26 protein-coding genes are annotated in these 25,906 nt (G+C 46.9%); 2 read left to right on the top strand and 24 right to left on the bottom strand.

All coding sequences use genetic code 11. The features are described from left to right. Positions 1-38: 38 nt before the first annotated feature. From bamB to trmJ, 17 genes are all read right to left on the bottom strand, one after another. Positions 39-1,199, bottom strand: coding sequence for an outer membrane protein assembly factor BamB (gene bamB, locus AOT11_RS03940; protein WP_017419984.1), 1,161 nt, complete (start codon positions 1,197-1,199; stop codon positions 39-41). A 12-nt stretch (positions 1,200-1,211) separates the two neighbouring features. Next, positions 1,212-1,826, bottom strand: coding sequence for a YfgM family protein (locus AOT11_RS03945; protein ID WP_017419983.1), 615 nt, complete (start codon positions 1,824-1,826; stop codon positions 1,212-1,214). 69 nt (positions 1,827-1,895) lie between these two features. Continuing rightward, a complete protein-coding gene (gene hisS, locus AOT11_RS03950; RefSeq protein WP_017419982.1) occupies positions 1,896-3,164 on the bottom strand; it encodes a histidine--tRNA ligase in 1,269 nt (422 codons plus the stop codon). Between the two features lie 35 nt (positions 3,165-3,199). Continuing rightward, entirely contained in the window at positions 3,200-4,318 is a 1,119-nt protein-coding gene (gene ispG / locus AOT11_RS03955) for a flavodoxin-dependent (E)-4-hydroxy-3-methylbut-2-enyl-diphosphate synthase (protein ID WP_011078526.1), read from the bottom strand. Positions 4,319-4,323: 5 nt separating this feature from the next. Beyond that, complete coding sequence (gene rodZ / locus AOT11_RS03960; RefSeq protein ID WP_017419981.1) at positions 4,324-5,286, bottom strand: cytoskeleton protein RodZ; 963 nt, start codon at positions 5,284-5,286, stop codon at positions 4,324-4,326. A 364-nt stretch (positions 5,287-5,650) separates the two neighbouring features. After that, positions 5,651-6,775, bottom strand: coding sequence for a dual-specificity RNA methyltransferase RlmN (rlmN, locus tag AOT11_RS03965; RefSeq protein WP_011078528.1), 1,125 nt, complete (start codon positions 6,773-6,775; stop codon positions 5,651-5,653). A gap of 196 nt (positions 6,776-6,971) precedes the next feature. After that, positions 6,972-7,397 (bottom strand): nucleoside-diphosphate kinase, encoded by a 426-nt coding sequence (gene ndk / locus AOT11_RS03970; protein ID WP_017419980.1) that lies wholly within the window; start codon positions 7,395-7,397, stop codon positions 6,972-6,974. A gap of 63 nt (positions 7,398-7,460) precedes the next feature. Continuing rightward, positions 7,461-8,759, bottom strand: a complete 1,299-nt coding sequence (pepB, locus tag AOT11_RS03975) for an aminopeptidase PepB (RefSeq protein WP_017419979.1) — start codon at positions 8,757-8,759, stop codon at positions 7,461-7,463. Between the two features lie 152 nt (positions 8,760-8,911). Beyond that, positions 8,912-9,106: a Fe-S cluster assembly protein IscX gene (gene iscX / locus AOT11_RS03980; RefSeq protein WP_011078531.1), complete on the bottom strand. Its 195-nt coding sequence runs from the start codon at positions 9,104-9,106 to the stop codon at positions 8,912-8,914. Between the two features lie 80 nt (positions 9,107-9,186). Then, entirely contained in the window at positions 9,187-9,525 is a 339-nt protein-coding gene (fdx, locus tag AOT11_RS03985) for an ISC system 2Fe-2S type ferredoxin (protein WP_011078532.1), read from the bottom strand. Positions 9,526-9,536: 11 nt separating this feature from the next. Then, positions 9,537-11,390 carry a Fe-S protein assembly chaperone HscA gene (gene hscA / locus AOT11_RS03990; protein WP_017419977.1) on the bottom strand — a complete coding sequence of 618 codons (1,854 nt, stop codon included), beginning with the start codon at positions 11,388-11,390 and terminating at the stop codon, positions 9,537-9,539. A gap of 21 nt (positions 11,391-11,411) precedes the next feature. After that, positions 11,412-11,927 (bottom strand): co-chaperone HscB, encoded by a 516-nt coding sequence (gene hscB, locus AOT11_RS03995; RefSeq protein ID WP_017419976.1) that lies wholly within the window; start codon positions 11,925-11,927, stop codon positions 11,412-11,414. 60 nt (positions 11,928-11,987) lie between these two features. Next, entirely contained in the window at positions 11,988-12,311 is a 324-nt protein-coding gene (iscA, locus tag AOT11_RS04000; RefSeq protein WP_011149601.1) for an iron-sulfur cluster assembly protein IscA, read from the bottom strand. A gap of 72 nt (positions 12,312-12,383) precedes the next feature. Further along, positions 12,384-12,767, bottom strand: coding sequence for a Fe-S cluster assembly scaffold IscU (gene iscU, locus AOT11_RS04005; protein ID WP_011078536.1), 384 nt, complete (start codon positions 12,765-12,767; stop codon positions 12,384-12,386). 43 nt (positions 12,768-12,810) lie between these two features. Continuing rightward, positions 12,811-14,025 carry an IscS subfamily cysteine desulfurase gene (locus AOT11_RS04010; RefSeq protein ID WP_013572350.1) on the bottom strand — a complete coding sequence of 405 codons (1,215 nt, stop codon included), beginning with the start codon at positions 14,023-14,025 and terminating at the stop codon, positions 12,811-12,813. Between the two features lie 30 nt (positions 14,026-14,055). Continuing rightward, entirely contained in the window at positions 14,056-14,562 is a 507-nt protein-coding gene (gene iscR, locus AOT11_RS04015) for a Fe-S cluster assembly transcriptional regulator IscR (RefSeq protein WP_013572351.1), read from the bottom strand. 117 nt (positions 14,563-14,679) lie between these two features. Beyond that, positions 14,680-15,408, bottom strand: a complete 729-nt coding sequence (gene trmJ / locus AOT11_RS04020; RefSeq protein ID WP_017419975.1) for a tRNA (cytosine(32)/uridine(32)-2'-O)-methyltransferase TrmJ — start codon at positions 15,406-15,408, stop codon at positions 14,680-14,682. Between the two features lie 244 nt (positions 15,409-15,652). Here trmJ and suhB point away from each other — a divergent pair, with 244 nt between their 5' ends. Beyond that, positions 15,653-16,456: an inositol-1-monophosphatase gene (gene suhB / locus AOT11_RS04025; RefSeq protein ID WP_011078540.1), complete on the top strand. Its 804-nt coding sequence runs from the start codon at positions 15,653-15,655 to the stop codon at positions 16,454-16,456. A gap of 132 nt (positions 16,457-16,588) precedes the next feature. Here suhB and secF read toward each other — a convergent pair whose 3' ends face one another. From secF to AOT11_RS04055, 6 genes are all read right to left on the bottom strand, one after another. Continuing rightward, a complete protein-coding gene (secF, locus tag AOT11_RS04030) occupies positions 16,589-17,536 on the bottom strand; it encodes a protein translocase subunit SecF (protein WP_017419974.1) in 948 nt (315 codons plus the stop codon). A gap of 14 nt (positions 17,537-17,550) precedes the next feature. Then, on the bottom strand, positions 17,551-19,407 hold the full coding sequence (gene secD / locus AOT11_RS04035) for a protein translocase subunit SecD (protein WP_011078542.1): 1,857 nt from the start codon (positions 19,405-19,407) through the stop codon (positions 17,551-17,553). 21 nt (positions 19,408-19,428) lie between these two features. Beyond that, the gene (gene yajC, locus AOT11_RS04040; RefSeq protein WP_011078543.1) at positions 19,429-19,758 is read right to left on the bottom strand and encodes a preprotein translocase subunit YajC; all 330 of its coding nucleotides are present in this window, start codon (positions 19,756-19,758) and stop codon (positions 19,429-19,431) included. Between the two features lie 117 nt (positions 19,759-19,875). Continuing rightward, positions 19,876-21,012, bottom strand: a complete 1,137-nt coding sequence (gene tgt, locus AOT11_RS04045) for a tRNA guanosine(34) transglycosylase Tgt (RefSeq protein ID WP_013572355.1) — start codon at positions 21,010-21,012, stop codon at positions 19,876-19,878. Positions 21,013-21,228: 216 nt separating this feature from the next. Then, the gene (queA, locus tag AOT11_RS04050; protein WP_017419973.1) at positions 21,229-22,281 is read right to left on the bottom strand and encodes a tRNA preQ1(34) S-adenosylmethionine ribosyltransferase-isomerase QueA; all 1,053 of its coding nucleotides are present in this window, start codon (positions 22,279-22,281) and stop codon (positions 21,229-21,231) included. Positions 22,282-22,496: 215 nt separating this feature from the next. Then, on the bottom strand, positions 22,497-23,699 hold the full coding sequence (locus tag AOT11_RS04055) for a trypsin-like serine protease (protein ID WP_017419972.1): 1,203 nt from the start codon (positions 23,697-23,699) through the stop codon (positions 22,497-22,499). Between the two features lie 225 nt (positions 23,700-23,924). Here AOT11_RS04055 and AOT11_RS04060 point away from each other — a divergent pair, with 225 nt between their 5' ends. Next, positions 23,925-24,380: a CBS domain-containing protein gene (locus AOT11_RS04060; protein ID WP_017419971.1), complete on the top strand. Its 456-nt coding sequence runs from the start codon at positions 23,925-23,927 to the stop codon at positions 24,378-24,380. A 106-nt stretch (positions 24,381-24,486) separates the two neighbouring features. Here AOT11_RS04060 and aceA read toward each other — a convergent pair whose 3' ends face one another. Then, the gene (aceA, locus tag AOT11_RS04065) at positions 24,487-25,800 is read right to left on the bottom strand and encodes an isocitrate lyase (protein ID WP_026050315.1); all 1,314 of its coding nucleotides are present in this window, start codon (positions 25,798-25,800) and stop codon (positions 24,487-24,489) included. Positions 25,801-25,906: the final 106 nt, after the last annotated feature.

The raw sequence follows: 25,906 nt of genomic DNA on the forward strand, positions 1-25,906 counted from the left end.
TCACCAGCCAGGAGCCGAATGTGAATTATATCACGATATTATTCGTTGATCGTCAGTTTCTTTACATCGCCATTGCGCGTGGTAATGACATAACCATCTGGCAATACCGTTGGACCAACGGCGAAACCACTGTCATTGATCATCTGCTGAGCCACGAACTCACCAGTGGTGCGATCCAACCAATGCAAATAGCCTTGGCTGTCTCCAACGACTAAGTAGTTGTTTACCATCACTGGGGCGGTCAACAAACGATACTCTAGCTGTTCATTTTGCCATAGCTCCGTTCCGCTACGTGCATCGACCGCCACTACGTGATCTTTGTCTGTCACGACAAACAAACGGCTGCCATCGGTCGCCATATCAATAGCTGACGAATAATTACGCTTCCAAACGGCATTGCCTGAACGTAAATCAAGTGCGATTAACTGACCGTTGTAGCCCACGACATACAGTGTGCCACCCAAAACGATTGGTGACGAATCCACATCCACCAAACGGTCAATTTCGGTTGCACCTTTTGGTGTACCAACTGGTTGTTGCCAAATCAACTGACCACGCTCGACGATAGCGGCCGCTAAACGGCCATTCGCCGTTCCCCAAAATACGCCGCCTGATACCGCCGTCGGCGTACTATCGCCGCGCAAAGTCAAGTTAGGTACTTCGGTGCTGATGGTCCACTTTTGTTCACCATTATCTTGGTCGAAGGCCATCAAAACGCCATTGCTGGTATTCACAATCACTAGACCATTTTCAGCAACGGGCTTTGCTAAGATCTCTCCGACTACAGAGATGCGCCAAGAGATCTCGCCACTCGCTTCGTCCAAAGCGATCAAATCACCATTTTCACTGCCAATGTAGACATGGCCGTAAGCCGCGGTTAAGCCACCAGACAATCTCGCTGTGTCGCCTTGCTTAACGTTTTGGCTCCACAATTGCTTACCTGATGTCGGATCCAACGCTCTGACCACACCATCACGACTGGCGATAAATAGCTTGTCGTAAGCATATTCAGGTGAGAGTTTAGAGAAGTAATGTCCGACACCATCACCCACACTGGTACTCCAAGCTGATTGCGGTGTGAACTGGCTATTCACCTGTGGCAATGGTGCCATTACAATGGTGTCTTCTTCACTGGCACAACCCGCCAACACACCCACTGTAATCATGCCTAATAAGGCTTTCCTGACCATTTTCTTCATGCCATGAAGTCCTTATTTTGCCAGATCATCCAATTTCATTTGCAGAGTTTGGCCTGCATCAGCGGCTTGTTGCGCTTCAGAATAAGCAGCATAAGCGGCTTCTTTGTCACCCTGACGCAAAGCAATATCACCACGCAATTCTGCTACACGGCCCGCCCAGCTAGCATCTGTGACTTTTGCTAGCTCCGCTTTCGCTGCATCAAAATTGCCTAACTCTGCTTCTACTCGCGCAATACGGTAAGTCGTTAACGGAATAAGAGCCGCATCTTTGCTGTTGCTCTGAGCCCATTTTAACTGGGTTAGCGCAGCATCAAGATCACCAGCGGTTACTTGTGCTTTAGCCAGTTGTAACGCCGCCAGTACCGAATACTCTTTGACATCATTGGAGGCAATGAAAGCTTCAACATCCGCAGCCGCTTCAGCGCCTTTCGCCTGTAATGCATTAATTGCGGAAGTATAGTTTTGTGAAGCGGCTTCACGCGCTTGCGTTACGCTATCTTGGTAGTAACGCCAGCCAAATAGACCACCGAGACCAACAACGGCACCGATGATCACGGCTTTGCCGTTCTCTTTCCACCAATCTTTTATCGCTTCAACTTGTTCTTCTTCAGTATTGTAAACTTCCACTTCCTGTCCTCTTTAAAACTGATTCAATGGCAGCGAAACCGCTGCCATTGTTGTGACTGCTGCAAGAGCTTAAATCAGCTCAGCAATTTTGCTGGCAATCTCTTGCTGTGAATACGTAACTTGCTCACCACCAGCGAGATCTTTCAATACAACGGTGTTGTCTGCAACTTCATTCTCACCCAGTACTAGGGCTACGACCGCACCTACTTTGTCAGCACGTTTAAATTGTTTCTTAAAGTTACCACCACCAAAGTGGTTCATCACGCGAACCCCAGGAATGGCTTCACGCACTTGCTCTGCCAACTTCATGCCAGCCATCATAGTGCCTTCACCCGCAGTGACGACGTAAACGTCCACACTACGACGAACATCCGTCAGCTCTAACGTTTCCAACATTAGCACTAAACGCTCTAAGCCCATCGCAAAACCCACCGCTGGTGTGGCTTTGCCACCAAGTTGCTCGACTAGGCCATCATAACGGCCACCACCACAAACGGTACCTTGAGAGCCTAGGCTTTCCGTGATCCATTCAAAAACCGTGCGGTTGTAGTAATCCAGACCACGAACCAAGCGTTCATTGACTGTGTATTCGATACCCGCAGCGTCAAGAAGTTCACACAAACCCGCAAAATGTTGCGTTGACTCTGTGTCTAGGTAGTCAGATAGACGTGGCGCATCGCCCAAAATCGCTTGTACATCTGGATTCTTGGTATCCAATACACGTAGTGGGTTAGTATGCATACGACGTTTGCAATCTTCATCCAACACATCGATATGTTGCTCAAGAAATGCGATCAGTGCAGTGCGATAGTTTGCGCGCGCTTCCAACGAACCAATCGAGTTCAGCTCTAGACGCACATGTTTATCAATGCCAAGTTCACGCCAAAGACGCGCAGTCATCATGATCAGCTCTGCATCGACGTCAGGACCATTAAGACCAAATACTTCTACACCACACTGGTGGAACTGACGGTAACGGCCTTTTTGCGGACGCTCGTGGCGGAACATAGGACCCATGTACCAAACGCGCTGCTCTTGGTTGTACAGCAAACCGTTTTCAATACCAGCACGCACACAACCTGCGGTGCCTTCAGGGCGCAATGTTAAGCTGTCACCATTACGGTCTTCAAAGGTGTACATCTCTTTTTCCACCACATCGGTCACTTCGCCAATAGCACGGCTAAATAGATGCGTCATCTCAACGATTGGCATGCGCATTTCATTGTAACCGTATGCGCTAATTACGTTCTTCACTGCGCCTTCTAGCTTCTGCCACAGTGGTGATTGAGTTGGGAGACAATCATTCATGCCTCGAATTGCTTGGATTGTTTTTGCCACAATAATTACCGTAATTTGAATGACTTCGTTGAGATTTAGTTCTGCACTTTAATATCGATGCGGTTGCTTTCATCCATGCGCGCAGCCTTTGCACGGATCTTAGCTTCTAGTTGATTCACCAGATCTTCGTTGTCGAAGCGCTCTTTTTGACGTTTACCATCTTCGTAAAAAGCGCTCTTCTTGTTGCTACCAGCCAGACCGAGATGCGATACCTCTGCTTCACCCGGACCATTCACAACGCAACCAATGATGGAGACATCCATCGGCGTAATGATGTCTTCCAGTCGCTCTTCCAGTGCATTGACCGTGCTGATGACATCAAACTCCTGACGTGAACACGATGGACACGCGATAAAGTTGATGCCTCGCGAACGAATTCGCAATGACTTAAGAATATCAAAACCCACTTTAATCTCTTCAACAGGGTTCGCCGCCAAAGAGATACGTAGCGTATCGCCAATACCTTCCGCTAAAAGCATGCCTAAGCCAACCGCCGATTTCACAGCACCAGCGCGAGCACCACCCGCTTCTGTAATGCCGAGATGCAGAGGTTGATCGATTTTCTTCGCCAACAGTCGGTAGGAATCCACCGCAAGGAAAACGTCTGACGCTTTGACACTGACTTTAAATTGATCAAAGTTGAGGCGATCAAGAATATCAACATGACGCATAGCAGACTCGACCAAAGCTTCTGGTGTCGGCTCGCCATACTTCATTTGCAGATCTTTCTCTAGCGACCCACCGTTGACACCGATGCGAATTGGTATGTTTTTGTCACGCGCACAATCAACGACTGAGCGAATACGCTCTTCATTACCAATGTTGCCCGGGTTGATGCGTAAACAATCCACCCCGTATTCGGCCACTTTCAGTGCGATACGATAATCAAAATGAATATCAGCAACTAATGGAATCGATACTTGCTGTTTAATCAGCTTAAAAGCTTCAGCCGCATCCATCGTCGGAACAGAAACACGAACAATGTCGGCGCCGACATTTTCCAATGCTTTAATTTGAGCAACGGTTGCTGCTACGTCCGTGGTGCGAGTATTGGTCATGGATTGCACCGCGATTGGCGCACCATCACCGATTGGAACATCGCCCACATAAATTCGCGTCGATTTACGACGGATAATTGGAGATTCGTTGTGCATAATCTTTACAAAGGTAAGGTGAATCGAGCTACTTTGCCTGCAGTATACCGAGAAAGGTCGACAGGTTCACTTGCAAATGTCATGGTCACGCCTTCTGGCGCGCCCAAAATAACGTTAAAAGGGGCCTGACCAGATAGGTTTAAATCTTGACCCGATTTGCGGATGCCAGAAATCAATGTCTTACCACTGGCGTCTTTAACTTGAACCCAGCAGTCCGAACGAAAAGCCATTGTTAAGGCAGTTTCACCATTGGCTTGGGGGGCTTCAGATGTAACCTCAACCACTGCCGCTTGAGGTTCAACTTGCGATCCAGCGTCAGCTTCTGCTTCAACTATCGGCTCTAAAGTCTCGACTTCCAAGGCTTCTACACTTTCAGGCGATGCCGGACTTTCCTCTGAGCTCGCTTCGTTTTGCTCATTGCTCTCTGTCGTCGCATCCATTTCCTGCATCACCACATCATCAATGAGTGGAGGTTCACTCTCTTCGATCACCGCGTCTTCAAGTTGAGCGGCTTGATTAACCGACTGAGCTAAGCTGTTCTCTTGCTGATTTTGCCACCACCAAAGTGAAGAAATCCCCGTAATGATGATGAAAATACCCCAAGTAATCAGCATGATGCGGCTATTGTGTTTCTCCGTATTGGTTTTACGTGAGAAGCTCTGCATCTCCTGTTCTTGGTGCTGTGCGTCACCTGTATTATCTAACGCATCAAGAATGATTTTTTCATCAAGGCCAACCAATCTGGCGTAAGAACGTAAATACCCGCGAGTAAAAGTCGCCACTTGGCCACTTTCAAACTGGTTATCGTCAATCTGTTCAATCACGTTAACACGTAAACGTAATCGATCTGCGACTTGTTTTTGCGTGTAACCCATTGATTCGCGTTTGCGTTTGAGCAAGGTACCGACTTGTTCAATGGCGAGAGATTCTGTGGCACTGTCTTGTGAAAAATCGTTATCTGTAGTCATAACTGTCTAAAATCTTCAAATAATGAAAGTTAAGTGCGCTTATTATTCATCGTTCTTGGTTTGCACTGAACTTTGGAAAAAGTTTGCCGCGGTACTTTGGACGCAGCCCTAATTATTTTATTAGCCAACCTACACTGCCAAAATACAGCTGCAGCTTTAAACATGATAAGCCAAACTGTGTTATTGACAAAAACTCTATGCTGAGAAATTTACCTTTAGCTCAAGCTTTTGTCCAAAGTTTGACACAAGAAATTCGATATATCGTCCAATTCGGCATGGAAAATCCACCAAACAAGCAAAAAATTACGATTAGAAGCAAAACAGCCAGAGCGAAGCTCTGGCTGTTTAATAAGAAAATGGTAGCTTATAGCGCCTTAACCTCGATGGTCTCACCTTTGGCCGCTTTCAGCATGGCGGTACGTTTGGTTCGGTCGATCACGTCCCCCACTAACTGACCACATGCGGCATCAATATCATCACCGCGCGTCTTACGAATCGTCACCGTATGCTCATATTGCATCAATGTCTTTTGGAAACGATCAATACGTGAGTTGCTTGGTTTCTTATACGGCGAGCCTGGGTATGGGTTAAATGGAATCAAGTTGATTTTACAAGGTGTATCCTTCATCAACTGCGCAAGCTCATGAGCATGTTCAGTACCATCGTTAACATGATCAAGTAGCACGTATTCCACCGTCACTTTACCGCGGTTGGCATTGGAAGAAGCAATGTAACGACGCACCGATGCTAAGAAATCCTGAATATCCCAACGATCGTTGATCGGCATAATTTCACTGCGCAATTTGTCATTAGGTGCATGCAAAGAAATCGCCAGTGCGACGTCAATTTTGCCCGTCATCTGATCTAAGCCAGAAACCACACCCGAAGTCGACACTGTCACGCGGCGTTTAGAGAGACCAAAGCCCAGATCATCCAGCATAATTTCCAAAGCCGGAATGAGGTTTTTCATATTCAGCAACGGTTCGCCCATGCCCATCATCACCACGTTGGTGATCGGACGACGTCCAGTCTCTTTCTCAAGCCCTACCTCACGTGCCGCACGCCACACCTGACCGATGATTTCTGACACTTTTAAGTTACGGTTGAAACCTTGCTGCGCCGTTGAGCAGAATTTACATTCCAGTGCACAACCCACTTGAGATGAAACACAAAGCGTTGCGCGGTCTTCTTCTGGGATATAGACCGTTTCAACATCTTGATCACCAACACGCATGGCCCATTTGATGGTGCCATCTGATGAGTGTTGAGCTTCTGAAACAACAGGGGCGACGATCTCGCATTTCTGCTTAAGCTTCTCTCTCAACTGCTTGTTGATGTTGGTCATGTTATCGAAATCATCGACACCGAAATGGTAGATCCACTTCATTACCTGATCAGCACGAAACGCTTTTTCGCCTAACTCTTGGGCGAACAGTTCACGCATGCCTTTGCGATCAAAGTCGAGTAGATTAATTTTTTCAGTGCTCATGGTGCCTCTCAATGACTGAACAAGATTAAGGGCGCGAATTGTACAGGCTTTATGCAGTGACAACAAGGGCTGTAAAACCACGAAGATGCTAAGGCGATAAAACCAAACGATTAAAATATCACCACACTTTTCCTGAGTCAGAAAAAAGCCCAGCTTGCGTGCTGGGCTTGGGAATTCATCGACTTATTCAAACCGCTTAACGAGGACAGATTTCTGACTCTGGGAAGAAAAACGCAACTTCACGCGCTGCTGATGCTGGGCTGTCACTACCGTGCACGGAGTTGTGACGCATACTTAATGCATAATCGGCGCGAATGGTGCCACAAGCCGCTTCTTCTGGGTTGGTTTTACCCATCAACTCACGGTAACGTGCAATGGCATTTTCGCCTTCTAGAACCTGAACCATGATGGGTCCTGAAGTCATGAACTCTTTCAATGCTGGAAAAAATTCTTTTCCTTCATGCTCAGCGTAAAAGCCACTTGCTTGTTCATCATTAAGATGCACCATTTTTGCCGCGATGATGCGTAATCCCGCCTTCTCAATACGGTGGTAAATTTCACCGATTAAGTTACGTTCTACAGCGTCAGGCTTAATGATCGAAAATGTTCTTTCTAGAGCCATAAGGTGTCCCTTTATTTCATGTCGTTGTTATAGTCAGCAGCCCAATTGGACTGCTGTGAAGTATTACTTATTCGCTTGTGCCACTAACAGGTTGGCCAGAGTACAAACCCCCATACCTGTCGCACCCGCAGACCACTTGTCGCTAGCAGCCTTACGGTAAGTGCCCGAACAATCGAAGTGCAACCAACCTGTTTGGTAATCTTGCACAAAGTACGAAAGAAATGCCGCCGCCGTGCTGGCACCAGGAGAGTAGTCACCACCACCGATGTTAGACAGGTCGGCAAAGTTTGATGGCAGCATTTCACGATGGAATTCTGCTAGTGGCAGTGGCCACAAACCTTCTTTTTCTTCTGCTGCTGACTTTAGTACTTCTTGCGCAAGTGCTTGGTCAAACGTCAATAGTGCGTGGTAATCGTTACCTAGCGCATTTTTCGCCGCGCCCGTTAAGGTCGCGCAATCAATGATCAACTCTGGATTTTGTTCCGAGGCGTAAATCAGGCCATCTGCCAGCACCAGGCGACCTTCCGCATCGGTGTTCATGATTTCAACCGTCTTACCGTTTTTGTAGGTAATCACATCACCCAGTTTCAACGCTCGGCCAGAAATCATATTCTCCGCACAGCATAGGATCAGTTTTACACGCTTGTTCAGTCCTCGCATGATCGCTAAGCCCAAACCACCCGTGATCGTACCTGAACCGCCCATGTCCGCTTTCATTGAATCCATGAAATTGGACGCTTTGATACTGTAGCCGCCCGAGTCAAAAGTAATGCCTTTTCCGACTAAACATGCCCAAACAGGGGCATTTGCATCACCCGTTGGGTTAAAGTCGAGTTGAAGCATCGCTGAAGTGCGATCAGAACCACGGCCTACGGCGTAAATGCCTTCCCAGCCTTCAGCAAGCAGATCTTTATCTTTTACGATACGCGCTGTCACTGTGCCTTCAGGAGCGACAGAACGAATGAACTCTGCCGCCATCGTCGCAAGTTGACGTGGGGCGACTTCTTCCGCCGGTTTGTTAATGATATCGCGAGTAAACTCAGTGGCTTTAATGCGAGCTTCCAGCTCTGCTTGTGCTTTCTCTTCTAACGCAACCCACTCAACTTGGCTATATTTTTTTGGATTGCGGTAACCTTGGTGGAAAGCCCAAATCGCTTCCACATCCCAACCATCGCCATCTAGAAATACGTTCTTGATGCCTTGCACATCAAACTTGCGCGCTGCGCGTTGGATTTTAGTTAAATCCGTACTTTCGCCTGTATGGATAAGAGCGCCCTGCTCATTGAATGATACCAGTGCTTTATCGCCCCACAGTGGAGCTGCGACTTCGTGACTTAAAAATACAGACATCTGTGTAGACATGGTTTCTCCTTGCCTTATAACGGCGTTACCTACGCCTTTCTATTTGAATAACTCACGGATGTTAGCATTATGTAGGGTAGAAATGTCAAATTGATAAAAAAACGGACCAAAAGGTCCGCTTTTTTTGATGAATTTTGTTAACTGGGCTGGATTTATTCCCATTCATCCAACCAGCAAAGAATCACTGCTTCGAGGATCTTTTCATTGGAATGATTGGGCTCGTCATCAAAATCTTCAATCTCTAAAATCCACTGATGCAGATCGGTAAAACGCACCGTTTTTGGATCCATATCTGGAAATCGTTCACAGAGCTCGATGGCGATATCACGTGAATCTGTCCATTTCATACTCATCTTCCTTCGAAAAATTAGTCACTTGGGTATGTGTTCGCTAGGCCAATAGGCCCAACGAACTGCGTGACCATCGATTAATGGTCTTCCGATGCGTGGTTGAGCGTGTATTTTGGAATCTCAACCACTAGGTCTTCATCCGCTACTTTCGCTTGACAGCCTAAACGCGATTCTGGCTCAAGGCCCCACGCTTTGTCGAGCATGTCATCTTCTAACTCATCGCTTTCTTCTAGTGAATCAAAGCCTTCACGAATGATGACGTGACACGTAGTACAAGCACAGGACTTCTCACACGCGTGCTCAATCGCAATCCCATTTTTCAGTGCCACATCTAATACTGTGTCACCACTATTTGCTTCTAGCACGGCACCTTCTGGGCACAAATCTTCATGAGGCAATACAATAATCTTAGGCATAGTTGTTACTCTTAAATAGTGTCAATTGACTGGCCAGCCAGTGCTGCACGAATAGACTTGTCCATTCGACGAGAGGCAAAATCTTGGCTCGCTTTGTCAGTGTCTTTAATACCTTGCTCAATCGCATTCGCTTCGTTGCCATTGCGCAGTTCAATCAAGGATTCAATCGCTTGCAGTAAGGTGGCTTTTTCAGCTTCGCTGAGTAGCTCATCCCCGTCAGCTTGCATCGCGGCAATAAGACCTTCAATCACTCGATCCGCTTCTACACGTTGCTCAGCTAAAGCGCGAGCTTGCATGTCTTCTTTGGCATACGTCATTGAGTCACGAAGCATGTTCGCCACTTCGTCATCACTCAGACCATAAGATGGCTTCACTTGGATTTCTGATTGAACACCTGTGCTTTTCTCCATCGCGGTCACTGACAGCAGGCCATCTGCATCCACTTGGTAGGTAACGCGAATATGAGCAGCACCCGCAGCCATTGGCGGAATGCCTTTGAGTGAAAAGCGAGCGAGCGAACGACAGTCATCCACCATCTCACGTTCACCTTGAACAATATGAACGCTCATTGCGGTTTGGCCATCTTTAAACGTGGTGAACTCTTGAGCGCGTGCTACCGGAATGGTGGTATTGCGAGGAATGATTTTCTCAACCAAACCACCCATGGTTTCAATCCCCAACGAAAGAGGGATCACATCCAGCAATAGCATTTCAGAGTCAGGCTTGTTGCCCGCCAGAATATCCGCTTGAATACCAGCGCCAATGGCAACCACTTCATCAGGGTTGATGTTGGTTAATGGTGTGCGACCAAAGAACTCACCCACCATTTCGCGAACCAATAAAGTGCGAGTAGAACCGCCAACCATGACCACTTCAAGTACTTCGTCAGAGTCCACATCTGCGTCTTTCAACGCTCGACGGCAGGACATCAGCGTTTTTTTCACTAGCGGACGAATCAGCTCTTCAAATTGCTCACGCGTAACGATTCCTTTCCAACCAAAGATATCCACTTCAACTGAGTCTTGCTCAGAGAAGGCAATCTTAGTGGTCGTCGCAATGTTCAGTAGGGTGCGGTTTTTTTCTGCGCTCAAAGGCATCTCTAAGCCCGCTTGCTCGGCAAGAAAATCGGCCAACAAATGGTCAAAATCATCGCCACCCAACGCAGAATCACCGCCGGTGGCCAGCACTTCAAACACCCCTTTTGAAAGGCGCAAAATTGAGATATCAAATGTACCACCACCCAAATCGTAGACCGCAATGACCCCTTCTTGACCAGAATCTAAACCATACGCAATGGCGGCGGCTGTCGGTTCGTTCAGTAAGCGAAGCACATGCAGGCCAGCAAGTTTCGCTGCATCTTTAGTGCCAGCTCGCTGCGCATCATCAAAGTAGGCAGGAACGGTAATGACGACACCAGAAAGCTCACCACCGAGGCTCTCTTCTGCGCGTTTTGCTAGCACTTTTAGGATATCGGCAGAAACTTCAATTGGGTTTTTGTCCCCTTGAGTCGTCTCAAGAACAGGCAAACCATTCTCACTGGCTTTAAAACGATAAGGCAAAGAAGGATAACGAGTCTGAATGTCCGTTAACGAACGACCCAATAAGCGTTTTACCGAGATAATGGTATCTTGCGGCTGAGATTCAGACAGTGCTTTCGCCGCGTAACCGACAATCGCCTCGTCATTAGCATAATTAACAATCGATGGAAGAAGACTACGACCTTGAGCATCTTTCAAAGTGTCTGCGGTGCCGCTTCTGACTGAAGCGACCAAAGAGTTGGTGGTACCAAGATCGATACCGGCTGCTCTTTTGTGCTCATGAGGTGCCGAGCTTTGGCCCGGTTCTGCAATTTGAAGTAATGCCATGATGGATCCTTGTTTTTCAAACTAGCCGAAGAGTTTCTCTTCCACTAGCTCTATTTCATTCTTTAGTTTGGCAATAAATTTCAGCTTACGTACGCGATCGGCGGCTTGTGGCCACTGAGCGTCATTCAGCTCTTGCTCAATCGTTGCGAGATGTTGTTTGTACATTTTGCTCACTCTGGCATCAAACGCAGCCAAAGCACTCTCAGCATCTGAGCTTTGAGGGATCTCTTCCAACTCTTCACGCAATTCCATCTGTTCCATCAGAAACATGGGATCTTGCATGGTTTGCTGCTCACCGCAGATTTCTAAACCGTTTTGCGACAAAAGGTATTCCGCACGAGAAATGGGATTTTTCAGCACCTGGTAAGCGTCATTAATTTGCGCTGCTTTTTGCACCGCTAACAAACGATCGCGTTCAGAAGCGGTCGCAAAATTGTCCGGATGGAAGCGTTTTTGCAATTCTCGGAACTGAGAAGAAAGAAGGCTACCATCCAGCGAAAACTGAGGTGGTAGCCCAAACAATTCAAAGTGATTCATTGATCTATGGTCCTTGAATAAACCTTCTGAGCCGACGGTAACGGCTCAGAATTTCAGTCATTAGACGTTGAAGCTTTCACCGCAACCACATTCACTTTTCGCATTTGGGTTGTTGAATTCAAAGCCTTCATTCAACCCTTCTTTTACGTAGTCAAGTTGCGTGCCGTCGAGGTACACCAAGCTCTTTTTATCGATAATCACCTTAACGCCTGAATGTTCAAACACTTCGTCTTCTTCATTCAGTTCGTCAACAAACTCAAGGACATAGGCCATACCCGAACAACCAGTCGTCTTCACACCTAAACGTAAACCAATGCCTTTGCCTCGGTTATCTAGGAATGCTCTTACTCGATTTGCTGCGGAATCTGTTAATGTAACGGCCATACTGCACCTTAGTTAAATAGTTTACCAATGGAATGGGAGCATAAGGCCCCCATTATAACCTCAAAAAAAACCTTAAAGTTGGTGTTTTTTCTTGTAGTCAGCCACTGCGGCTTTAATTGCATCTTCTGCAAGAATTGAACAGTGCACTTTCACTGGTGGCAATTCAAGCTCTTCTGCAATTTCCGAGTTTTTGATCGAAGCCGCTTCTTCGATGCTCTTGCCTTTTACCCATTCGGTAACCAATGAGCTTGATGCAATCGCACTACCACAACCGTAAGTCTTGAACTTTGCGTCTTCAATGATGCCTTCTGGCGTTACCTTGATTTGCAGTTTCATTACGTCACCACATGCAGGAGCACCAACCATGCCGCTACCTACCGATGGATCTTCTTTGTCAAACGAACCAACGTTACGTGGGTTCTCATAGTGATCAATTACTTTTTCGCTGTATGCCATGATATTTACCTCGAATCCTCTATAACTTGTCTATGAATTGATCTTAGTGGTGAGCCCACTCAACCGTGTTGAGATCAATTCCTTCCTTGTACATATCCCATAGAGGAGACATGTCGCGCAGCTTTTCAACCGCTACACGGATTTGTTCAATTGCGTAGTCGATCTCTTCTTCCGTGGTAAAACGACCAAAAGAGAAACGAATCGAGCTATGTGCTAACTCATCATTTAGACCGAGAGCACGCAGCACATAAGAAGGCTCTAGACTCGCTGAAGTACAAGCACTGCCTGACGATACAGCAAGATCTTTTAGAGACATCAGTAACGACTCACCTTCAACAAAAGCAAAGCTGATGTTCAAGTTGTGTGGAACACGCTGCTCAAGATCGCCGTTGATGGTCACCGCTTCCATGTCTTTCACGCCATCTAACAGACGGTTACGAAGCGCTAACGCATGTTGGTAATCTTTTTCCATATCAAGCTTGGCGATACGGAAAGCTTCACCCATGCCAACGATTTGGTGAGTCGGTAGCGTACCTGAACGGAAACCACGCTCATGACCACCACCATGCATTTGAGCCTCAAGACGAATACGTGGCTTACGGCGTACATAAAGCGCGCCGATACCTTTCGGACCGTAAATCTTATGTGCAGACAGCGAGATCAAGTCTACTTTTAGCTTCTGTACATCAATCGCCACTTTGCCCGCTGACTGCGCTGCATCGACGTGGAAAATGATTTTACGAGAACGGCAAAGTTCGCCAATGGCTTCAATATCTTGAATCACACCAATTTCATTGTTCACGTGCATAATAGACACAAGAACAGTGTCGTCACGCATTGCGGCTTCAAGCTTGCTTAGGCTGATAAGACCATTTGATTCAGGCTCGAGATAAGTCACTTCAAAACCTTCACGCTCAAGCTGACGGCAAGTATCCAGTACGGCTTTATGCTCAGTTTTGCTAGTAATGACGTGCTTACCTTGTTTTGAGTAGAAGTGAGCTGCGCCTTTGATCGCTAGGTTATCTGATTCTGTTGCACCAGATGTAAACACAATTTCACGAGGGTCGGCATTCAACAATTCTGCGATTTGCTCACGCGCGGTATCAACCGCTTCTTCTGCCTGCCAACCGTAGCGATGAGAACGTGACGCTGGGTTACCAAAGGTACCATCCATCGTCATGTACTGAACCATTTTCTCAGCGACACGTGGATCTACCGGGCAAGTTGCCGAATAGTCTAGATAAATAGGCAGTTTCATTCTTCACTCCAATGTAAACTTTTTGGCCGCTTAAGAGCGGAAATTTACACCGATGGGCGCGGTGTTAATTGTTTTGTTAGCCAACCCATGATTTACCGCAAGATCAATATCCTGACGGTCGGAAATTTCGATGACTTCATTATCACTCATGAGCTCGCCAAGCGTGATGTTGTTTAGGAAGTCTGTAATGCGCGAACTCAGGTCACGCCAAAGTGTATGAGTAAGGCAGCGAGTGCCGCCTTGGCAATCTCCTTTGCCCTGACACTTAGTTGCGTCAACCGATTCGTCAACGGCCGCGATCACCGTTCCAATTGAAATGGTAAATGCGTCTGCGCCAAGACGGTAACCTCCGCCAGGACCACGAACACTCGCAACCAAACCTGCTTTACGCAATTTGGAAAAAAGTTGCTCTAAGTAAGAGAGCGAAATCCCCTGACGCTCGGAAATATCTGCCAGAGGTACAGGACTTTTTTGCGAATGCAGTGCCACATCCAGCATTGCCGTTACCGCATATCTTCCTTTAGATGTCAGTTTCATATCACACCGTATCCACACTGTTTGTAATGATACGGATTTTTCCATACCCGACTAAAATGGTCAAGTATTTATTTGACTAAAATAGTCAGGTATTCATCCCTATGAATAGCAGGGATACTATTGCTTATTGATGCTCTTCTCTACCGAAGTCAAAATGCCACGCAAAATGTTCAACTCTTGCGCTTCTGGACGAGCTCGGCTGAACAGTCGGCGCATTTTATTCATGACTTGGTTAGGTTGATCAGCTCGCACAAATTCGGTTGTCAGTAACACTTTCTCTAAGTGCTGATAAAACAGTTCAAGTTCACTGTGGCGTGGGTATTCCGCAGTTTCTTGCGTTGGATACTGGCTTTGTTGATGACGCAAATAAGCCATACGAACTTCGTAACTTAAGGTCTGTACTGCCATCGCGAGATTCAATGAGCTGTATTCTGGGTTTGCAGGAATACAAACGTGATAATGGCAGCGTTGAAGCTCATCGTTTGTGAGACCAGTACGCTCACGGCCAAACACCAAAGCCACATGACTCGTTTGCCCCTCTTGGACAAACTTTTCCGCACATTCAAACGGTTCCAACATCGGCCATTCAAGGGTACGAGAGCGGGCACTCGAACCGACAACCAGCGCACAATCGGCCACCGCTTCTTCTAACGAATTCACCACTAAGGCATTCAATGCGATATCCGCCGCTCCCGATGCCAAAGCGATGGCTTGAGCGTCAACCTCACATTCAGGCTGAACAAGCACAAGCTGCGATAAACCCATCACCTTCATGGCACGAGCTGCAGACCCAATATTTCCGGAGTGAGAGGTACCAACAAGGACGACTTTTACTTTATCTAACATGCAAACTTTCAATGGCTGATTTCAAACCGCGGGATTTTATCATAGTTTTTTCCCACACCCTATATTGGATATGATGAGAACAGGCCTCACGCCCTCTCTTCCCTTTTTTATGTAAACGATTTCTTGAGTTTCGTCACACCAGCCAACCTCAAAAGAACAAAAATTAACCACTTCCATTTTGGGTTTTCTCTGGTATACTCCCCGCCGCTTTTATTTGTTCTTTAACATCCGTTGGGAAAATCGTATGCATCCAATGCTAAACATTGCTATTCGCGCTGCGCGAAAAGCAGGTAACCATATTGCTAAATCACTAGAAAACGTTGAGAAGATTGAATCTACACTAAAAGGCACAAACGACTTTGTGACTAACGTAGATAAAGAAGCTGAAACAATCATCATCGACACCATCAAGAGCTCATACCCTGAGCATTGCATCGTGGCTGAAGAAAACGGCCTGATCAACGGTAAAGATAAAGATGTGCAATGGATCATCGACCCACTGGATGGCACGACAAACTTTGTAAAAGGTTTGCCTCACTTCGCTGTTTCAATCGCGGTACGCATCAAAGGCAAAACCGAAGTTGCTTGTGTATACGACCCAATGCTAAACGAGCTATTCACCGCTCAACGTGGTGCTGGCGCTCAACTTAACAACGCACGTATCCGCGTTAAACAACCAAAAGACCTTCAAGGCGCAATCATCGCAACAGGTTTCCCATTCAAGCAAAAGCAACACTCAGAGTCTTACTTCAAGATCATGTCTGCGATGTTTGTAGAAGTGGCAGATTTCCGCCGCGCTGGCTCAGCTGCACTTGATCTATGTTACGTGGCAGCTGGCCGTGTAGATGGTTACTTTGAGCTAGGCCTAAAACCTTGGGATATCGCTGCAGGTGAACTGATTGCTCGTGAAGCAGGCGCGATCATCACTGACTTTGCTGGCGGTACAGAATACATCAAGTCAGGTAACGTTGTTGCATCAAGTGCTCGTGGTGTTAAATCACTACTGAAACACATCCGTGAAAACGGCAACGAAGCGATTCTTAAGTAATCTCTAGCCCGTCACGCTGATTACTTTTGAATAAGCCCTCGCATTATGCGGGGGCTTTTTTATATCGCCGTTAAAGTAACAAAAAAAGCCACTGCAATCGCAGTGGCTTCAATCGATGATTCGAGCAGAGTATTAAGGCATCTCTTCGAATTCTGCACCTTCTTTCTCGACTTGCGGTGGCATTAAGTGCTCTTTCTGGATACCCAGTTTGAGCGCCAAAGCGGATGCCACATAGATAGAAGAGTAAGTACCGACGGTAATACCAAGTAGCAATGCGGTCGCGAAACCGTGAATCATCGCCCCACCTTGAACAAACAGTGCAATCACCACAAATAAGGTCGTACCTGAGGTAATCAACGTACGGCTTAGTGTTTGTGTGATCGAGCTGTTCATGATCTCAGCAGGTTCACCCTTACGCATTTTGCGGAAGTTTTCACGAATACGGTCAAATACAACAATGGTATCGTTGAGTGAGTAACCCACCACCGTCAGCAATGCTGCCACAATGGTGAGATCGACTTCAATTTGCATCAAAGAGAACACACCCAATGTGATGATAACGTCATGTGCTAGCGCCATTACCGCACCTGCCGCCAAACGCCATTCAAAACGCATCGAAACGTAGATCAAGATACAGATCAACGACACCAAGATCGCCAGACCACCGGCTTCTGTCAGCTCATCACCCACATTTGGGCCAACGAACTCAATGCGGCGCATCTCGACAGCTTTACCCGTACCTTCTTTGATCGCACTTAGGATTTGGTTCCCTAAGGTTTCACCTGCCATATCTTCACGAGGGCGAAGGCGAACCATGACATCGCGAGCAGAACCAAAGTTCTGTACCGTTGCGTCACCAAAACCTTTGGCCTCAAGCGCACTACGGATCTCTTCAAGGTTCGCTGGCTGCTCAAAGCCCACTTCAATCAGTGTACCGCCTGTAAAGTCCAGCCCCCAGTTCAACCATTTGGTTGAGAGAGTAAAAATCGACGCACCGATCATCAATAAAGAGAAGATGAATGCGAACTTCGACCAACGCATAAAGTCGATCGTTTTCTCTGCTTTTAGAATTTGAAACATAACAATTCCCAGCCTTAGATCGACAATTTATTAATGCGTTTACCACCATAAAGCAGGTTCACGATACAACGTGTACCAATAATGGCTGTAAACATTGAGGTCAAAATACCGATGGAGAGCGTCACAGCAAAGCCTTTGATTGCACCCGTACCGACGGCAAATAGAATAATCGCGGTAATCAAGGTTGTGATGTTCGCATCCGCAATGGTGCTAAATGCGTTGGCATAACCTTGGTGAATCGCTTGCTGAGGATTGCGACCTTCACGCAGCTCTTCACGAATACGCTCAAAGATCAGTACGTTTGCATCGACCGCCATACCGACCGTTAAAACAATACCGGCAATACCTGGTAGCGTCATCGTCGCACCTGGAATCATGGACATCACGCCGATGATCAGGACAAGGTTTGCCATCAAGGCGACGTTGGCAATAAGACCAAACTTGCGGTAGTAAAGCAGTGTAAACAGCATCACGGCAACCATACCCCAAATACACGCTTGGATACCCATATCGATGTTTTGCTGACCCATTGATGGACCAATGGTACGCTCTTCAACGATTGAGATAGGTGCGATTAAAGCACCAGCGCGCAGTAGCAACGCAAGGTTATGTGCTTCAGCAGCAGAATCGATACCCGTAATGCGGAAGTTACGACCAAGAGCCGACTGGATCGTGGCTTGGTTAATGACTTCCTCATGCTTGGTCAAAATGACTTTGCCTTCTGGAGATTTACGACCGCTGTCTTTGTATTCCGCAAACACGGTAGCCATTAGCTTGCCAATGTTTTTCTTCGAAAACGCAGCCATCTTGTTACCACCTTCGCTGTCGAGCGAGATGTTTACTTGCGGACGACCATATTCATCAACACTTGAACTTGCATCGGTAATGCTTGCCCCACTGAGAATAACGCGTTTCTTCAACACCACAGGACGACCATTGCGATCTTGCTTGATTTCGCTGCCCGCTGGCGCTCGGCCACTTGCCGCAGCGGCAAGATCCGCTTTGTCATCCACTTCACGGAACTCTAGTGTTGCTGTCGCACCTAAAATTTCTTTGGCACGAGCAGTATCTTGCACACCAGGTAGTTCAACCACGATACGGCTAGCACCTTGACGTTGAACCAAAGGTTCAGCAACACCTAGCTCATTCACACGGTTACGTAGAATGGTGATGTTCTGTTCAACAGCATAGTTACGGATTTCTTGCAGACGGGTTTCAGTAAAGGTAGCAATTAAGGCGTAACGGCCATCTTTGTCGGATTCGACAAAAGCCATATCAGGATGCAATTTTTCAAGCTCACGTTTCGCTTGAGATAGCTCTTCACCATCTCTGAGCAACACTTCGATCGCATCACTGCCAACAGGGCGAATGGAGCGATAGCGAATTTTTGCATCACGAAGTTCACTGCGGAAAGCATCTTCTTGTTGGCCCACCAGCTTTTCCATCGCGGCATCCATATCCACTTCCATCAAGAAGTGCACACCACCACGTAGGTCAAGACCCAGTTTCATAGGAGCAGCACCAATCGATTCAAGCCAATCTGGCGTTGAAGGTGCTAAGTTCAAAGCAACAATTTTGTCTTTACCCAACGCTTCACTGATCACATCACGAGCACTAATTTGCGTATCGGTGTCGTTAAAACGAACAAGAATGGATCCATTCTCTAAAGCAATGGATTTATGGGAAAGATTCTCTTTATTAAGAGCGTTAGTGACAGCATCCAGCGTTGACATATCTACAGAGGCGCCACGCGCCCCTGTAACTTGAATAGCCGGATCTTCACCGTAGATATTTGGAAGTGCGTACAAGGCAGCGATGGCAATGGCAAACATAACCATCAAGTACTTCCATAAAGGATAACGGTTCAGCACAGCGAGGATCCTCTAGCTGTTTTATAGAGATTTAAGCGTACCTTTTGGTAGCACAGCGGTAACGAAGTCTTTTTTGATCACAACTTCGTTGTTTGGGTTAAGTTCGATTGTCACGAAGTCATTGTCTTCTGCAATCTTAGTGATTTTACCCACAAGACCACCATTGGTCAGAACTTCATCACCTTTACCCATGGATGCCATTAGGCTCTTGTGCTCTTTAACACGTTTTGCTTGTGGACGGTAAATCATGAAGTAGAAAATCACACCGAACATACCCAACATGATCAGCATTTCAAACATGCCACCTTGTTGTGCGCCTTCTGCTGCTGCGTGAGCTTGAGAGATAAACATTAAAACATCCTCATTAATTTTTATTAATAATCCAATAAATTGGGTAACGCCACCTCATTTTCAAGCGAGTTCACTCACAAAAACAAGATGGCGTAACACTTTTTTACTATTGCGAATTTATGCCTGTTTACCGAGTGGTGGCACTTCGCGATTGCGTCGAGCGTAGAACTCTTCCACAAACTGCTCGAAGCGATCTTCATCAATCGCTTTACGAATGCTTTCCATGAGACGTTGGTAATAACGCAGGTTATGGATAGTGTTTAAGCGAGCACCAAGGATTTCATTACAACGGTCCAAGTGGTGCAGATACGACTTAGAGTAATTTTTGCAAGTGTAACAGTCACAGTGCGGATCGAGAGGGGTTGTATCCGTTTTATGTGTCGCATTACGGATCTTGATCACACCACCAGTCACAAATAGGTGTCCATTACGTGCATTTCGCGTTGGCATTACACAGTCAAACATGTCGATACCGCGACGAACCCCTTCAACCAAGTCTTCTGGTTTGCCCACGCCCATTAGGTAACGTGGTTTATCTTCTGGTAACTGAGGACAGGTGTGCTCAAGTACGCGATGCATGTCTTCTTTAGGTTCACCAACCGCCAGACCACCAACCGCGTAGCCATCAAAACCAATCTCTGTTAGCCCTTTAACTGACACATCACGGAGATCTTCATAGACACCGCCTTGAACAATACCAAACAAGTTGTTCGGGTTTTCAAGCTTATCGAAATGGTCACGCGAGCGTTGTGCCCAACGCAGAGACATTTCCATCGATTTTTTCGCTTCAGCGTGAGTCGCAGGGTAAGGCGTACACTCATCGAAAATCATTACGATGTCAGAACCGAGGTCTTTTTGAATTTCCATCGATTTCTCAGCATCCATGAAAATCTTGTCACCGTTGACTGGGTTGCGGAAATGCACTCCTTCTTCGGTGATTTTACGAATATCACCAAGGCTGAATACTTGGAAACCGCCTGAGTCAGTCAAGATAGGACCTTGCCAGTTCATGAAATCGTGCAGATCGCCGTGCATTTTCATCACTTCTTGGCCAGGACGCAGCCATAAGTGGAATGTGTTACCTAGTAAAATTTCTGCACCCGTCTCTTTGACTTCTTCTGGTGTCATACCTTTCACCGTACCGTAAGTACCGACAGGCATAAACGCCGGGGTTTGCACAGTTCCACGCTCAAATGTCAACTGACCACGACGGGCATTGCCATTTTTCTTTTTAAGATCAAATTTTAATTTCACGAAGCCTCCAACGTCAGAGAAACAGTCTGACGGTTTTGTCACGGACGTTTCCGTCCCACCAGAGCGGTCGCGTTTTCCTTGCGAAAAAATGGAGTGAATCCATCCCTCTAGCCTGCTGCTAGCACTCGTTTTTCATGCAGCCAAGATTATCCCGATCTGCACCACTAAAATGAAACTTACTTCACTTTAGATAAGATTTGTTGCGCTTGTTATTGCTTATTGCGTTTTCTTCTCAATGAACATCGCATCCCCGTAAGAGAAAAAGCGATATTGATTGGTCACGGCATGCTGATAGGCATTCATGGTGTGGTCATAACCGGCAAATGCACTCACCAGCATAATCAGCGTCGATTCTGGCAAATGGAAATTAGTGATCAAACAGTCCACCAATTGATATTGATAGCCTGGGAAAATGAAAATTTCTGTATCGCCAAAGAAAGGCATCAACTCAGTGCCGTTTTTCAACGACTCTTGCGCCGCGCTCTCTAAAGAGCGAACTGACGTGGTGCCAACCGCGATGACGCGGCCACCCCGCGCTTTTGTGGTTTTAATCGCATCCACCACCTCTTGCGACACTTCAGCATATTCAGAGTGCATGTGATGCTCAAGAATATTATCCACTTTCACTGGCTGAAATGTGCCAGCGCCGACATGCAACGTCACGTAAGCAAACTCAGCGCCTTTGGCTTTGATCTGCTCAAGCAGTTGATTGTCAAAATGCAATCCCGCAGTCGGGGCAGCCACCGCACCCGGTTTTTGGTTATAAACCGTTTGGTAACGCTCTTTATCCGCATCTTCATCTGGGCGGTCAATGTAAGGAGGAAGAGGCATATGGCCAATTTCTTCCAACACTTCGAGAATGGTTTTGTCCGCCTTTAAGTGAAGTTCAAACAACGCATCTTGGCGGGCCACCATCTCTGCTGAGTATTGGTCCTCTTCTCCAAGAAAGACTAACGTACCCGGTTTCGGAGACTTAGAACTGCGTACATGCGCGAGGAAGCGCTTCTCATCAAGCATGCGCTCGACCAAGACTTCCAACTTGCCGCCAGATTCTTTACGACCAAACATGCGTGCAGGAATCACTCGCGTGTTGTTAAACACCACAAGATCCCCCGTTTGAACCAGCTCCAACACATCTTTGAACGAGCCATCTTTTACAGCGCCGGTGTTGCCATTTAGCTGAAGTAGACGACTGGCGGTACGCTCCGATTGAGGATAACGAGCGATCAGTTCGTCAGGTAAGTCAAAGTGAAAATCTGAAACTTGCATGCTACTGCTCTTGGTAAATTTGTCGAAATAAAGGAATTCTGTTGCGAGTAAAATTTTCGCAGTGGGCTAGTATAGAGCGAGACCAGTCAATAGCAAGAAAAGTTCAGATTGAGAATGTAACAACTTCCCGCCAGCTTGAGGGGGACACAAAGAAAGAATAACGCTCCTCTCAAATGAGTGGAGCGTAGACATAGCAAACACAACTTGTGGCTAAGTTAAGCGACTTTTCGACGATATCTACCCAGCACAAACAGGGCGAAAAGCGTCAACGCGCCAAGGCTTCCACCTTCTGCAGTACCAGTAAAACTGCAACTGTTGGTTGAAATCCCCCCGTGGCAACCTTCGCCATTTCCGTCTGTCCCATTGCCATTATCACCCCCGGAACCACTGCCACCACCAGAACCCGCATTCAAAATGAAGTCTGGTTTTAGAATGTGACTGCTTGGAGGGTTAGTCGCGGTAATATAACTTTGAATCCAGTCGTAGTAATTGCTCACTCTGGTGTAAAAACTCGGCTGCGTAACCGAGGCGCAAATCGGCGTAATGAGCGGGATGCCGCTGACAATACCAATTTGTTTGCCAGTGACGTCGTCAATCAAAGGACCACCACTGTCGCCTTTACACACATTATTGCCATATTGAGTGCGTTCATCTGGCTGCCAAGGCAACACTTCATTGGGCATGGTGCAAATTTTGGTCACATTGGTGGGAGCTTCAATAATACCCGGTAAGTGGTTACCTAGCTCTAATCGTTGATAGCAATTTGCTATGGGCAGATAAGTTAACTGTGTTTTTTGCAAAGTGATGGCTGGAGTTGACGCATCCGCGACAGTTGCCCCCCACCCAGACGCGGTGACATTTTTTGCTCGGACGTTGGTAGCAAACTCATCATCCCATTCTTTATTGAGTCGGCTTTCTATATCGCTCATTTCTGCTGCTGTGGGCAAATCTGAGAGAGGCGCTCCGGTAACGGGGCGATCGAGATAAAGTAGAGCAACATCGCTATCTAAACTGGTGCTAACCAAAGTATAGCTATCGTCGTTATTCTTCTTATATTCCGTTAAGCGAGTATATTTCGGGTGCACCACCACATGTGAAACAGTGAAGTAATTGTCCGTTGTTGAACTATTAAGATCCGGTGTTCTCGCCGTGACTGAAATCTCACTAGGCTTCGTCACATAGTAACTGGCGACATTGGTGCCTTCGCCCATCACCACACAGTGTGCTGCGGTTAACACCCATCGAGGAGCGACGACCGTTCCGCCACAAATTGGAAATTCGGCCATATTACTGGCACGAATGGTCACTCGATACGTTGCATCCGGATCCGCCTCCCCCATAATAATGGCTTGGGCACCACTGCTGATCGCCAACATCCCTGACAAAAGAACTGTTTTTTTCCACATAATAAAGACCACTTATCGCTCAACTGAGCTCATATTCATGCAGCCTGTTTAATTGTGAAATCCCTTGCCCGAAAATGTGCGAGGAATGTCTTTTCCACACTCGCTTAGAACGCAACACTTACGCCCAAAATGCAAACTGACTCGCATCAATTTTGTTGCGGAAAAATGGTCTAGCTCCCAGATATTTATGCCATTTGTTTCTATAGTAAAAAGAGAACGGAACTCTAGGAGGACACCATGATAAAAGTCGAAGATATGATGACTCGCCACCCTCATACCTTGTTGCGTTCACACACATTAGGTGACGCCAAAAACATGATGGAAGCACTGGATATTCGACACATTCCCGTTGTCGATGCGAACAAACAGCTGCTCGGTATTGTCACCCAACGAGACATACTCGCCGCTCAAGAATCAAGCCTCAACCGTGTATCGCAAGAGTCATCTTTCACCCTCGCAACCCCTCTCTATGAGATGATGCATACCAGCATTATGACGGTAGAACCTAAAGCAGGTTTAAAAGAAAGTGCACTCTACATGCAAAAACACAAAGTGGGATGTTTGCCAGTGGTTGAAAAAGGGCACTTAGTGGGAATCATTACCGACACTGATTTCGTCACTATCGCGATCAATTTACTAGAGCTGCAAGAAGAAGCCGAGCCAGAAGAGTTAGAAGTCGAAGACGATTTATAACTCACTCTACACTCTTATCAGCGAGCACCTGTTTGTCCTGATAGGAAAAGAAAAAGAGCGGCTTTCGCCGCTCATGCAGTGGTTAATACCTAAAGATGGAAAGGTATTAATGGAACTGGTCTTCTTCGGTAGAGCCCGTCAGTGCCGTGACTGAAGAGTTACCACCTTGGATGGTGTTGGTCATCTTATCAAAGTAACCCGTACCCACTTCTTGTTGGTGTGCAACGAAGGTGTAGCCTTTTTCCGCCGCTTCAAATTCAGGACGCTGAACTTTCTCGACGTAGTGACGCATGCCTTCACCTTGAGCATATGCGTGTGCCAGTTCAAACATGTTGAACCACATGTTGTGAATTCCAGCCAAGGTGATGAACTGGTACTTGTAGCCCATATCTGCAAGTTCTTGTTGGAACTTAGCAATGGTCTCTGCATCCAAGTTCTTCTCCCAGTTAAATGATGGCGAGCAGTTGTATGCCAACAGTTGGTCTGGGTATTCGGCATGAATAGCCTCAGCAAACTTACGCGCTTCTTCAAGACAAGGCGTTGCCGTTTCACACCAGATAAGATCCGCATACGGCGCATAAGCAAGGCCACGTGAGATCGCTTGGTCAATCCCTGCACGAACACGATAGAAACCTTCCTGAGTGCGTTCGCCAACAATAAAGTCCGCATCGTATGGGTCGCAGTCAGAAGTGAGAAGATCTGCTGCGTTAGCGTCGGTACGTGCAATAACGAGGGTCGTTGTGCCAGCAACATCGGCGGCTAGACGCGCAGCAACCAGTTTTTGCACCGCTTCTTGCGTTGGAACCAATACTTTACCGCCCATGTGGCCACATTTTTTCACCGAAGCCAATTGGTCTTCAAAGTGCACACCAGCAGCCCCGGCTTCAATCATCGACTTCATTAGCTCATACGCATTGAGCACACCACCAAAGCCCGCTTCTGCATCGGCAACAATAGGCAAGAAGTAATCAATTCCGCCTTCTTCTGGCGATTTACCATTCGACCATTGGATTTGATCTGCGCGACGGAACGAGTTGTTAATGCGTTTTACTACCGAAGGAACCGAATCAACGGGGTAAAGAGATTGATCAGGATACATGGTTGAAGCCGTATTGTTATCCGCTGCAACCTGCCAACCTGATAGGTAAATCGCTTCAATACCCGCCTTAGCTTGCTGCACCGCTTGGCCACCGGTTAGTGCGCCTAGACAGTTCACATAACCTTTTTTCGAGCTACCGTTTACCAGAGACCAAAGCTTATCTGCACCACGCTGTGCAATGGTATTGGCTGGCACCATAGAGCCACGCAATGCCACCACTTCTTCTGCCGTGTAGGTACGTTTAACATGTTTCCAGCGAGGATTGGTTGCCCAATCTTTTTCTAGAGCTTCGATTTGTTGGCGGCGAGTTAAATTAGTCATCGGTCTTTCCCTCTATTGATGAGCGCTGATTATTAAAATTAAGTGCGCTATATAGCCCATTTCGTTAGCGGTACATCCTGATCCGCCAATGAAGGTTCACGTTATT

It is taken from the genome of Vibrio vulnificus NBRC 15645 = ATCC 27562 (assembly GCF_002224265.1).
GTDB classification, from domain to species: Bacteria; Pseudomonadota; Gammaproteobacteria; order Enterobacterales; family Vibrionaceae; genus Vibrio; species Vibrio vulnificus.